This is a genomic window from Neobacillus drentensis (genome assembly GCF_036965425.1).
In the GTDB taxonomy this organism is placed as follows: Bacteria; Bacillota; Bacilli; order Bacillales; family Cytobacillaceae; genus Neobacillus; species Neobacillus drentensis_F.
The window spans coordinates 18354-31672 of record NZ_JBALPP010000078.1 but is presented as its reverse complement, the minus strand read 5'-3'; the positions used below and the strand labels follow the sequence as shown (position 1 = coordinate 31672).

10 protein-coding genes are annotated in these 13319 nt (G+C 40.6%); all 10 read left to right on the top strand.

Annotated features, from left to right (window positions below; translation table 11 throughout):
- Positions 1-273: 273 nt before the first annotated feature.
- The 10 genes from V7161_RS18775 (at position 274) to V7161_RS18730 (ending at position 13135) form a co-directional block, all read left to right on the top strand.
- Positions 274-1311, top strand: a complete 1038-nt coding sequence (locus V7161_RS18775; protein ID WP_335714467.1) for an LLM class flavin-dependent oxidoreductase — start codon at positions 274-276, stop codon at positions 1309-1311.
- A 127-nt stretch (positions 1312-1438) separates the two neighbouring features.
- A complete protein-coding gene (locus tag V7161_RS18770) occupies positions 1439-2776 on the top strand; it encodes an LLM class flavin-dependent oxidoreductase (RefSeq protein ID WP_335714466.1) in 1338 nt (445 codons plus the stop codon).
- 12 nt (positions 2777-2788) lie between these two features.
- The gene (locus V7161_RS18765) at positions 2789-4441 is read left to right on the top strand and encodes an ABC transporter substrate-binding protein (RefSeq protein ID WP_335714465.1); all 1653 of its coding nucleotides are present in this window, start codon (positions 2789-2791) and stop codon (positions 4439-4441) included.
- A 28-nt stretch (positions 4442-4469) separates the two neighbouring features.
- Positions 4470-5396: an ABC transporter permease gene (locus V7161_RS18760; RefSeq protein ID WP_335714472.1), complete on the top strand. Its 927-nt coding sequence runs from the start codon at positions 4470-4472 to the stop codon at positions 5394-5396.
- Between the two features lie 37 nt (positions 5397-5433).
- Positions 5434-6324, top strand: coding sequence for an ABC transporter permease (locus V7161_RS18755; protein ID WP_335714464.1), 891 nt, complete (start codon positions 5434-5436; stop codon positions 6322-6324).
- 14 nt (positions 6325-6338) lie between these two features.
- The gene (locus V7161_RS18750) at positions 6339-8354 is read left to right on the top strand and encodes an ABC transporter ATP-binding protein (protein ID WP_335714463.1); all 2016 of its coding nucleotides are present in this window, start codon (positions 6339-6341) and stop codon (positions 8352-8354) included.
- 37 nt (positions 8355-8391) lie between these two features.
- Positions 8392-9450 (top strand): LLM class flavin-dependent oxidoreductase, encoded by a 1059-nt coding sequence (locus V7161_RS18745; protein ID WP_335714462.1) that lies wholly within the window; start codon positions 8392-8394, stop codon positions 9448-9450.
- A gap of 36 nt (positions 9451-9486) precedes the next feature.
- The gene (locus tag V7161_RS18740; protein ID WP_335714461.1) at positions 9487-10818 is read left to right on the top strand and encodes an LLM class flavin-dependent oxidoreductase; all 1332 of its coding nucleotides are present in this window, start codon (positions 9487-9489) and stop codon (positions 10816-10818) included.
- A gap of 80 nt (positions 10819-10898) precedes the next feature.
- Entirely contained in the window at positions 10899-11657 is a 759-nt protein-coding gene (locus tag V7161_RS18735; RefSeq protein WP_335714460.1) for an alpha/beta hydrolase, read from the top strand.
- Between the two features lie 143 nt (positions 11658-11800).
- Entirely contained in the window at positions 11801-13135 is a 1335-nt protein-coding gene (locus V7161_RS18730) for an LLM class flavin-dependent oxidoreductase (protein WP_335714459.1), read from the top strand.
- Positions 13136-13319: the final 184 nt, after the last annotated feature.

Genomic DNA, 13319 nt, shown 5'->3' with positions numbered 1-13319 from the left:
CCCAGGAATCCCAAAAAGTGCTTTTATGGTAAATGAAAAGGCGGTTCATTACCCCAAAAAGGACAAAAAGCACTTGTAAGGTAAATGAAAAGTAATTTCCTTGCCCACAATGTCGTTAGAGTTTTTGATAGAATTTTTTTATCAATAATCTATTTTTTCCTATCAGTAAAAGTATTGCCAGTTCAGTATTTTCAGTGATAGGATAAACAACAATTAAAATAAAACATACTTTTCCAATTGGTAATATCGGAATAAAAACGGAGGCGAAATTAAATGAGTTATCAACTAAGTATTTTAGATCAGAGCCCAGTGTTTCCTGGAACCACCGCTTCACATGCATTACAGAAAACCGTACATTTGGCGCAAAAAGCGGAAGAATGGGGCTATTCACGTTTTTGGGTATCGGAGCATCATCATTCAGATCAAGTGGCAGGTTCCTCACCTGAAGTCTTGATTTCATACCTATTGGCACGTACAAACACTATTCGAGTTGGTTCAGGAGGAGTAATGCTGCAGCATTATAGTCCATATAAAGTTGCAGAAAACTTTCATGTCTTATCGACACTTGCTCCAGGAAGAGTTGACCTTGGCATAGGAAAAGCACCAGGCGGGCTTCCATTGTCAACCAAAGCCTTACAATTTGGGACAGTCACTAATAGGCATGACTTTAGGGAAAAGATTTCGTTATTGCGAAAAATAATTGAAAATTCTGTCGAAGATGATCACCCGCTTGCCGGAATCCAAGCAACTCCCATTCCCCATGAAAAACCTGAAATTTTTCTGCTTGGTGCAAGTGTAAATAGTGCAGAACTTGCTGCAAGTCTAGGAATCTCATTCGTCTTTGCCAAATTTATCAATAGTGATGATCGAATACTTCGAGATGCGGCAATTGCCTATCGGCAAGGATTTCCTAACGGAAAATTCATCATTTCACTGGCGGTTATTGCCGCTCCTACCCATGCTGAAGCAGAAGAGCTCGTAGGCAATAGAAAAATTGTAAAAGTCCATCTGCAAAGCGGAAGATCGGTGACATTACAATCTCTTGAACAAGCAGAAGTGTTCGGAAAGCAGGCTGGTGAACCATTTGAAATCACGGAGCAAGAAGCCGATATTATTATAGGAACCCCTGCTTTGGTTAAAGAAAAGTTAGACCAGCTTCACAGAAACTATCAGGTGAATGAATTTATTTTACATACACCGATTGAGAAAGATGAAGAAAGAATTCGATCCTTTCAGCTATTAAGTCCAATTTACCAAGCAGAAGAGGATATTAAGCAGACTCCAAATAAGGAATATGCATCCAAAAAATAAAGTGATTCATTTAAAACATGGCTAAGTAATGATAACAAAGTATTTAAATCTATAAATAGGGCCGTTTTACAACATTAAAACCCACTATTCGCGTAGGGATAGTAAAAAATGAAGGAGGAAATTAAAAATGCCAGCTAAAAGACAATTAAAATTTGGAACAATCATTCATGGCGTAGGAGGAAATATTACCGCTTGGAGACATCCAGAGGTATTAACGGATGCGAGTGTGAATTTTGATTTTTATAAGGAACAAGCACAAAAGTCCGAAAAGGCTAAATTCGATTTTGTCTTTATTGCAGATGGTTTGCATATTAACGAAAAATCATTGCCTCATTTCCTAAATCGGTTTGAACCGCTGACAATTCTATCGTCACTTGCCGCCGTAACGAAACGGATTGGCCTTGCTGGAACTGTATCAACTTCCTATAGTGAACCGTTTACTGTCGCAAGACAATTTTCATCACTTGATCATATAAGTCATGGCCGGGCCGGCTGGAATGTAGTTACGTCTCCATTAGAGAAAACGGCCTTAAACTTTAGCAAAACCGTTGAGGAGCATCCTGATCATCCAAAAAGATACCGAATTGCCTCTGAATATCTGGATGTCGCTAAAGGATTATGGGATTCATGGGAAGATGATGCATTTATTCGAGATAAGGAATCAGGGGTATTCTTTGATCCAAAAAAATTACATCAATTAAATCATAAAGGAGAATTTTTCTCCGTGCAGGGACCGTTAAATATTGGCAGATCAAAGCAAGGCCGCCCAATTATCTTCCAGGCGGGGTCTTCTGAAGATGGGAAAAACCTTGCTGCCAAAGATGCTGATGCCATCTTCACAGGTCAAGCTACATTAGATGCGGCACAAAAATTCTATCAGGATGTGAAACGCAGGACGGCTGAATATGGCAGGAATCCTGATCACATTCTCATTTTGCCGGGCATCGAGCCAATTGTTGGTAAAACAGAGGAAGAAGCTGAACAGAAATATCAAGAGATTGCTAATTTAGTATCAATTGAACAGGCTTTGAACTATTTAGGCCGCTTTTTTGAACATCATGATTTTTCACAGTATCCACTTGATGAGCCCTTTCCAGAAATCGGGGGTTTGGGATCAAACAGCTTCAAAAGTGGAACGGATCTTATCAAAAAGGAGGCGAAAGAACAAAACTTAACTCTTCGGCAGGTGGCGTTAAGGGCTGCGACACCAAGAACACCTTTTATTGGAACGCCAGAAAGAGTAGCTGATCTAATCCAAGAATGGTTCGAAGGCTATGGAGCGGATGGATTTATTGTTCATTTCAATCTCCCAAGCAATTTAACTGGATTTATTGATCATGTTGTGCCGATTCTGCAAGAACGTGGATTATTTCGAACAGAATATGAATCTGACACATTGCGGGGAAATCTTGGACTCCCATACCCGGTTAATCGTTATGCACAATCTACAGTGAAAAATGGATAGGAGGCGTTTGCAATGAAACTAGTTAATCAGACAAAATTAGTAGCCATTCTTTTAGTATTTCTCCTTCTTGTGTCAGGCTGTGCAAGTAGTTCTAGTACAAAAAATAGTAGTTCACAAGAAACGAACAAAGAGGATGCATCAAAACCAAAGTCAGGAGGAGAATTAACTTATGCTCTTGCAACTTCTCCGGATTCGCTTGACCCCGCTCGAAGCGGTTTAGCGGTGGCAGTTCGTGCTTTCAGAACGATCTTTGATAGTTTGGTAGTTCAAGCGCCTGATAACACAATAAAACCGTGGCTTGCAACGGCATGGACCGTTTCAAATGATGGAAAAAGCTATACATTTAAGCTGCGTAATGACGTGAGGTTCCAGGATGGAACCCCCTTTAATGCAGCAGCGGTAAAGTATAGTTTTGACAGAATACTGGATCCAAAAACCCAAGCAAAAAATGCCGTCGCTCTTTTGAAACCCTACCAATCGTCAGAAGTGATTGATGATTACACCATCAAAATTAATCTAGCAACTCCTTCAGCCTCGTTTTTAAGTAATTTAAGCCAGGCCATGCTTGGGATTGTTTCCCCAACAGCTGCAGAGAAGTATGGTGATCAATTTAGTAAAAACCCTGTGGGAACCGGACCCTATAAATTTGTTAGTTGGTCAGAAAACGCAGACATTGTAGTGCAAAAAAATAAGGATTATCACTGGGGACCCGCAAATGTCGAAAATAAGGGAGCACCTTATTTAGATAAAATTACATTCAAAATCATTCCAGAGGAGGCAACCCGTATCGGCAGTGTCCAAAGCGGGCAAGTGCTTGCGGCTGAAACTGTTCCGCCGCAAAATATCGCTGCGTTAAAGAATGATTCGAAAACTCAATTACTTAAGGTAAATACTATTGGCCTGCCATACACACTCTTTTTCAATCAAAGAAAGGGACCATGGAATGATGTGAAGGTCCGGCAAGCAGTTCAACTTGCCGTTGATGTGGATTCGATTGTAAAGACATTATACTTGGGAACATACGAAAGGGCATGGTCACCAATCTCACCTGGCATATTAGGCTATGATAAATCACTTGAAGGCGAGACCAAAGCAAATATTAAAAAAGCCAACCAAATTCTTGACGAACTTGGCTATAAAAAAGGTTCGGATGGGATCCGAGTAAAAGATGGAAAGCCATTTACATTGAAATATGTAGACGGATCACCTAATCGTGAGAAAAGAAATGATATTGCTGTTATCGTCCAGCAGCAGTTAAAAAAGATTGGAATTAAAGTAGAAATAAACATTACGCAAGATGTTGCCACTGTTATCTATAAAAATGCGGATTATGATTTGTATGGGAATAGCCAAGTTAATTCCGATCCCAATGCTCTTAGTGCCATATACCATACACGCACAGATGCAGAGGAAGCTGTTTTTAAAGGCTTAACTGGAGGTTCAGACCCAGAACTGGATCAGTGGCTCGAGCAAGGAACTATAGAGCTGGATCCTGCAAAACGTGAAGATATTTATAAGAAAGTACAGCAAAAAATAATAAAAGATGCCTGGATCATTCCCGTTTATGTTTTCCCATACACAGTTGCGGCTTCTAAAGAAGTCAAAGGAATTACTTTCGACTCATTAGGCTATCCACTGTTCAATGATGTCAATATAGAAAGATAAAGAGAAAAGGAGTTGATACATTGTGGCTATACTGAACAAGATCCTTTTGAAAATAGTGACTGCAGTTGTATCGATTTTTGGCTCCTTAGTCCTTGTCTTTTGCATCATTTATTTGCTTCCGGGGGATCCAGTGCTTTCTATGCTTGATCCCTCTGTTGCTACACCCGAAATGGTAGCAAATTTACACAAGGAATTGGGGCTGGATCAACCGTTTTACCTGCAATTCTTACACTATTTTATGAGTGTCCTACATGGTGACTTCGGTCAATCGTTAGTCAACAGGGATCTCGTTCTTCCCAAGATATTAGAACACTTTCCTGCTACGCTTGCTCTAACACTGGCCAGCGCTTTAGTTTCGATTATAATTGGTGTGTTTTTCGGTGTATTATCAGCGATTTACCGTAATAAATGGATCGATTTTATTGCCCGTTTGATCGGTTTATTTGGGATATCGATGCCGACATTTTGGTCGGGGATTTTACTTATTTTAATTTTTTCAGTATTCCTTAACTGGTTTCCTGCAATGGGTTCAGATGGCTGGAAAACAATTGTCCTTCCCTCACTTTCCCTCGGTTTTGTAGGTGCAGGATTAATCATTCGAATGGTGCGTACTAGTATGCTAGAAGTGATTAATGAATCATTCATTGTTACATTAAGGGCTAAAGGTCTTTCCGAACGTGCAGTCATGTATCGACATGCTCTTCGCAACGCCCTTATTCCTGCGATTACCATCATTGGTCTAAATATTGGGGAGCTTATGGCCGGTACAGTCGTTATTGAAACAGTATTTTCAAGACAGGGAATCGGCCGAATTGTTGCGGATGCCATTATGGCGAAAGACCTGCCTGTAATACAAGGTGTTGTCTTCTTTAGTGCCATTGTATTTGTGGTTATCAATCTATTAGTAGATCTATCCTATTCGATCATTGACCCAAGGGTACGCAGGGCTAACTAGATGCTAACAGAAAAAATATAAGCGGGAGGGAAATATAATGAAGGAAGTGGTTAATACCAAATCGGTGCTGCAGGTTCCAAAATGGAAGTTTGCAAGATTAAACACAAACTTCTCCGTATCAAACTTCTTTATATATGGTGCAGGTTTAGTTGTAATCTTCATTATTACCTGCGCCTTATTTCCAAAGTGGATTGCACCCTATTCGCCAACCTTTATGGATACAGCTCATACTTTAAGTGCACCAAATTCGGCACATTGGTTTGGAACAGATTATTTTGGGAGAGATGTTTTAAGTCTTGTCATTTATGGAAGCAGGGACTCGCTTATAATTGGGATTGCTTCCGTTATCATCGGAGGATTAATTGGCGGAATAATAGGTTCCGCAGCCGGTTATTTTGGTGGCTTCTTTGATGTCGTATTTATGCGGTTTATTGAGATTTTGATGACCATTCCTGCGGTTCTTCTTGCATTAGCGATTGCTGCTGCACTCGGGCCCGGTTTATTTAATATTGTCTTAGCGGTTGCTGCAGCATCCATTCCAGGATATGCGCGTGTCATGAGAGGGCAGATGATATCGATAAAAAAGCGCCAGTATGTAGATGCATCTCGCTCAATTGGTACACCTGAGTGGAAGATTTTTCTCTGGCATCTGCTGCCAAATTCCTGGTCCCCTCTGTTAGTTATGGCAACAATTGGTCTTGGATCCTCCATTTTAATAGGGGCGGGGTTAAGTTTTCTTGGACTAGGAGTAATTAAAGAAATTCCTGATTGGGGAGCACTACTGTCACAGGGACGCGGTTATTTGACAGTAGGATGGTGGATATGTACTTTTCCTGGCTTAGCGATTACTCTTTTGGTTCTTTCTGTAAACATTATGGGGGATAAACTGCGGGATACTTTTGATCCAAAAATAAGCAAAATGAGATAAAGGAGGAACCTCAGATGCAGAAGTTGCTTGACATCCAGCATTTAAAGGTGGATTTTGCGTTAAAGAATCGTGTCCTTACCGCCATAAACGATGTATCGCTACATATTAAAACCGGGGAGACGGTCTGCCTTGTCGGGGAGTCTGGAAGCGGGAAAAGCGTTACCTCAAAGGCAATCATGAGGCTAATCGATTATGAAAATGGAATGATTTCAGATGGAAGCATTGTACTGGATGGAGTTGACCTCACCCAACTCTCTCAAAAGAAGCTCCGTTCGATTCGAGGGAAGAAAGTGGCGATGATCTTTCAAGAGCCAATGGCTGCTTTCGACCCCGTGTTTACAATAGGAAGCCAGATTATCGAAACCATTCTTGAAAACAAGCAATCTTCTAAACTGCATGCGAAACAACGTGCGCTTTATTTGCTTGAACGAGTGGGCATATCCGATGCTGAACTGCGCTTGAATCAATATCCGAACGAGTTATCTGGAGGCATGCTGCAACGGGCCATGATTGCGATGGCGCTCGCTTGCGGACCGGACCTTCTTATCGCGGATGAACCTACGACGGCTCTAGATGTTACCATTCAAGCACAAATATTGAAACTACTTCAAGAATTGAAAAAAGAGTTTGGCATGTCGATTCTTTTAATTACACATGATATGGGCGTTGCAGCTGAAATGGCAGACCGGATTATTGTGATGTATGCCGGCCGAATCGTTGAGCAGGCAACGGCAGCACAATTGTTTGAGCAGCCCCATCATCCTTATACACGTGGGTTGATGCAATCGATTACGACGATGGATAGTGATCGAAGTAAAAAACTTTACTCTATAAATGGATCTATCCCGGGACTGGCTGATTTGCCATCGGGCTGCCAGTTTCATCCCCGCTGCCCCTTTGCAACGGAACGCTGTAGAGTAGAATCACCGCCTTTAATAGAAGTGAATAATCGGCAAACTGCTTGCTGGTATGCAGAGGAAATACTGAAGACTGATTGGCAACAACCAGTAGAAGAAACAGTGGTGGTGTCTGAAAATGGAGTTCTAACCAGCTCAAAGCACTCTGCTGAACCTCTGTTTACAATTCAGGAAGTGAGTAAATTTTATCCGATTGGAAAAAGTCTTTTTTCTCGAAATCAATCCTTTATTAGAGCAGTGGACAAAGTCTCATTCACCATTGAAAAGGGAGAGACATTTGGTCTTGTTGGAGAATCAGGCAGTGGAAAGTCGACATTGGGCCGGGTTCTTTTACAGTTGGAAAAGTTGACTAGTGGTAATGTTTTTTTTCAAGACCGGGATTTAACAAAATTAGGGGCAGGAGAATTCCGTGAAAAGCGTAAAGATATGCAAGTGATTTATCAAGATCCCTATGGTTCTGTAAATCCTCGCTGGAAGGTTGGCCATATAATTGGCGAGCCATTTCAAGTTCATGAAACACTTAGTCTGAAAGAAAAGAAAAATAGAGTTCAAGAATTGTTAGAGAAAGTTGGCCTAAATAAAAACGGGTTTGATCGATATCCACATGAATTTTCTGGCGGGCAGCGTCAGCGTATAGCTATTGCAAGAGCACTTGCGCTAAATCCACAGTTTATCCTAGCTGATGAAGCCGTTTCAGCATTAGATGTTTCTGTTCAGGCACAGATTATTAATTTAATGCAAGATTTACAGAAAGAGCGCAATTTAACCTATTTATTTATCGCACATGGTTTAAATATTGTTCGTCATGTCTCAGATCGTATTGGGGTGATGTATTTAGGTCAACTGGTGGAATTGGCCGATAGTGAAGAACTGTTTTTACATCCTGCCCACCATTATACCAAAGGACTAATTGATTCAATTCCAGTCGCTGATCCTTCGTACACTAGGGAACGGATATCTATACAGGGAGAAATACCATCCCCATTGAATCCGCCGAGCGGCTGTCGTTTTCATACCCGTTGTCCTGCTGCGACGGCCCGTTGTCGGGAAGAACAACCCCTATTTAGGGAAATTAATAAAGGGCATTGGGCTGCCTGCCATAATCCCATTTAAAAAAGAGATGGACAAAAACTGAACGGGGGTAATATGAATGAAATTTGTTTTGTTTGACCTAATGAGTAATCATCCAAATGGCGTAACAGGAGAAAATTTAACGGCACAGGAAAGAATTCAACAAGTGATTGACCAAGCCGTTTTGGCCGAATCGCTTGGATTGGATGGCTATGGGGTAGGTGAACGGCATGGGGCGCCGTTTTTATCTTCCTCTCCAGCATTAATGTTAACTGCCATTGCTGCCAAAACTACAAAAATCCGATTGCTGCCTACTGTATCAGTTTTAAGTGTCCTTGATCCGGTACGAGTCGCAGAGGATTATGCGACACTTGATCATCTTTCTGGTGGAAGATTAGAAATGATGATTGGCAAAGGCAATGATCCACGTCATTACCCGTTATTTGGAATAACAGAAGAGGAGCAATGGGCTTCCCTTGCTGAGCGTTATGATCTTCTTAAACGCTTATGGACGGAAGAAAATGTCTCGTGGGAAGGAAACTATCGTTCGCCAATATATAATGTAACGACAGAACCAAGACCATATCAAAATCAGATACGTATTTGGCATGGGAGTGCATCCAGTCCACTCTCAACTGAACTGGCAGCAAGGAATGGAGAGCCAATCTTTTCATCTAATGCTTTTCATCCTATGGCTAAATATAAAGAGTTGATTGACCATTACCGCGAACGTTTAGAGTATTATGGGTTTGATTCGAAAAAAGCGGTTGTCGGTGCTGGGGCTGGAAGTTTGTACTTGGCCGATACAAAGGAAGAAGCCATTAACCGTTTCAGGCCGTACTATGATATTCAAATGAATACAGAAGCCGCAAAACATAACCAATCCCCATTTAAGGATCTTGAGGATCACATTGAAAATGGCTCAGCCTTAATTGGAAGCGCAGAATTTGTTATAGAGAAGATACTAAAATATCATCAAGCATTCGGACATCAAGTACAAAGTATAAGTGTGGGTGGCTTAAGTAAGGAAGAACAATATGAGCAGCTAGAAAGGTTTGCAGCGGATGTTATGCCAGTTCTTAAACGAGAGGTTCCAAGTACAGTTTGGGAAACGGAAGCCGCTGCAGTAGAATCTTAATAGAATAAAAGGGAATTCTGACAGAAAGGGGTATTCATGAGTAAACTAAGTAGAAAAATGCATCTAAATATATTTTTATATAATATGGGCCATCATGAGGTATCGTGGCGTCACCCGGAATCTCTCTCTAATCAATTGATGAACTTCTCTTATTATAAACAATTGGCTCAAAAAGCAGAAATGGCAAAAATGGATTCTATCTTTCTCGCAGATCGTATTTCAACTTCACCAAACGCTGTCGATAACGGGCCGCTTATTTCCTATGAACCAACTTCATTATTATCTGCATTGGCAGCCGTTACGGATCGTATAGGATTAATTGCAACTGTATCAACAAGTTTTAATGAGCCTTACAATGTTGCGCGAAGATTTTCTTCCCTTGATTTTCTGAGTAATGGGCGTGCCGGCTGGAATATTATTACATCTGGAACTGATAGTGAAGCACAAAATTTTAATCTTGAAGAAATCCCCGAGCATGCTAAACGTTATAAAAAAGCAAAAGAATTCTTAGAAGTAACGAGGAAGCTTTGGGATAGCTGGGAAGATGATGCTATTTTAGCTGATAAAGTGAATGGAATTTTTGCAGACAAACATAAAGTACATGAAATTCAACATAGGGGAGAATTTTTTAAAGTTCGTGGACCGTTAAACATTCCAAGTTCCCCGCAGAAAAGACCGGTACTCGTTCAAGCAGGAACATCAGAAGATGGAAAGGAATTTTCCTCTCAATATGCTGATGCCATATTTACCGCACAGCAAACCTTTGAAGATGCAAGAGCATTTTATCAAGATGTAAAAGCAAGGATAGCCAGGAACGGCAGGGACCCGAATCAAGTGAAAATATTGCCGGGGATTAGTTTTATTATAGGGAATACAGATGAGGAAGCCAAAGAAAGAGAAGAAGAGTTAGCCGAATATATGAATTTCAGCCATAGTTTAATACAGCTTTCAAATAGAATTGGGGTGGATTTAACATCAGTTTCTTTAGATGAACCTCTGCCCAATCTACCTGTAATAGAGGAGATACAAGGACATCAAAGTCGTAGTCAATTAATCATTCAATTAGCCCAACGTGAAAATCTTACAGTCAGACAATTGCTTATTCGTTTAGGAGGAGGAAGGGGACATTTTACTATCAGCGGGACCCCAAAGAGAATTGCGGATGAACTTGAATTTTGGTTTCTTAACAAAGCAGCTGATGGTTTTAATATCATGCCACAAGTAATGAACCGTGATTTCGAACCATTTGTCAATTTAGTTATACCAGAATTGCAGCGAAGACAGCTCTTTAGGACGGAATATACAGGATATACTTTGAGAGATCATTACGGTCTGCCGTTTCCAAAAAATCAAATTGTATCTGAATAAAAAATTGGCTTTTTTTATAGTTATAATTCCTACTTATTTAATGTGTTTAGTTGGGTTTTGTAAAAAGGAGGGCGAAAAAGATGGAAGAACAGTTTCCAATTATTAGGGGGGCAGAAGAATTTTATTATAAGGGAAACAATATTGGGATTCTGATTTCACATGGATTTGTCGGTACTCCACAAAGCGTGCAATACGTTGGCGAGAAACTTGCACAATTGGGGTATTCGGTTTTGGCACAAAGATTAAAAGGGCATGGAACCCATTATTATGATTTAGAGAATTGCACACACGAAGAGTGGTTTGAATCTTTGGAAAAGGGCTATCAAAAATTAGCCCTGCATTGCAACAGCATTTTTGTATTAGGACAGTCAATGGGTGGGACACTGGCGCTTTGGCTTGCTCATAAATATAGGGATGTAAAAGGAATTATCTTGGTTAATCCAGCTTTAACGCTTCCGTCTTATGACCATTTAAGGGGATTAGCCACTCCAAGATTTATTGATGAAGGAAATCCGGATATTAAGGCAAAGGATGCTAATGAAATCACGTACGAAAAAGTTCCTATTAAAGCCATTCATCAACTGCAAACTTTAATGGACATAACACCTGCAATAATACCAGATATTCATTGTCCAGTATTAGGTGTAAAGTCTGCTGTCGATCATGTCGTACCACCGGAAAATACAGATTATATTATGAATCATATAGGGTCTGCAGGAAAGGAAATGATTGTTCTGGAAAATTCCTATCATGTGGCATCTTTGGACCATGACAAGGATCTAATTATAGAGGAGTGCCAACGGTTTGTTCAACAGCATATTAGCCATGGTGTAAGTTAGATTGATAGAATTTCCGAATGAAAACAATAAATTTTTCTATCAGAAAAAGTATAGAATTCCCAAATTTTTAATGATAGGATAAAGCACAAGAATAATAAAAGTATTCCTATCAAATAACTCGGAGTAAATAAGGAGGATCTTAAATGCCTAATCCAAAACAATTAAAATTTGGCACAATTATTCATGGTGTCGGCGGAAATATTGCCGGATGGAGGCATCCCAATATTCAAGCAGATGCAAGTACCAGTTTGGAGTTTTATACCATTCAGGCACAAAAAGCGGAACAAGGTAAATTTGACTTAGTCTTCATTGCAGATGGTTTGCATATTAACGAGAAGTCGATTCCACACTTTTTAAATCGTTTTGAACCACTCACCATTTTGTCTGCCCTTGCTGCGGTCACTTCGAGAATTGGTCTCGTGGGTACACTATCAACCTCGTATAGTGAGCCGTTCAATGTCGCGAGGCAATTTTCGTCGCTTGACCATATCAGCCAAGGCCGGGCTGGATGGAACGTGGTTACATCCCCACTTGAAAAAACGGCTCTCAACTTCAGTAAAACGATCGAAGAACATCCTGATCACGCCAAAAGATACCGGATTGCAGCAGAATATTTGCAGGTAGCCAAAGGACTTTGGGATTCTTGGGAGGATGACGCATTTGTCCGGGATAAAGAAACGGGAGTATTCTTTGATCCAGATAAATTACATCATCTGAATCGTAGAGGGGAATTTTTCTCCGTTCAAGGTCCGCTGAATATCGGCAGATCAAAGCAAGGCAGACCGGTTATATTTCAAGCAGGTTCCTCCGATGCAGGTAAAGACCTTGCAGCCAAAGAAGCAGATGCCATCTTTACAGGCCATCCAACATTAGCAGCGGCACAAGATTTTTATCGGGATGTGAAAAATAGAGCAAAAGCATACGGACGTAATCCCGATGAACTCGCCATTCTGCCGGGAATCGCACCAATCATTGCGGCCTCAGAGGAAGAGGCAGAAAGAAAATATCAAGAAATTGCTAATTTGGTTTCTATTGATAAAGCGCTGGATTATTTGGGCCGATATTTTGAGCATCACGATTTTTCACAATATCCACTTGATGAACGGTTCCCTGATCTGGGAGACTTAGGTCAAAATAGCTTCCAAAGTCATACCAATAGAATTAAAAAGCAAGCAAAGGAACAGAATTTAACGCTCCGCCAAGTCGCTTTAAGAGAAACAACACAAAAACCTGCATTTTTTGGAACTCCGGAAAAAGTGGCGGACCTCATTCAGGAATGGTTTGAAAAAGAAGGTGCTGATGGGTTTATCATTGGTTCTTCAGTTCCAAATGGATTGAACGATTTTGTGGATCATGTAGTGCCGATTTTGCAAAAACGCGGACTCTTTAGAACTGAATACGAAGCTGACACATTACGCGGAAACCTAGGAATTCCTTTTCCGGAAAACCATTATACAAAAAAGGTGATTACACAATGATAAAACTAAATAAAAATAGTTATTACAATCAGAATATCTGCCGGCTAGTCAACTAGAGGCTCTCTATTAAAAGATGATCTATCTTTAATAGGGAGCCTGTTTTATTAATGGCTGTGTTAATGGCCATTGTTGATTTAATAACACTGTTGATTGGAGCGGAAGGCGCGAAGACTCCTGCGGGAGT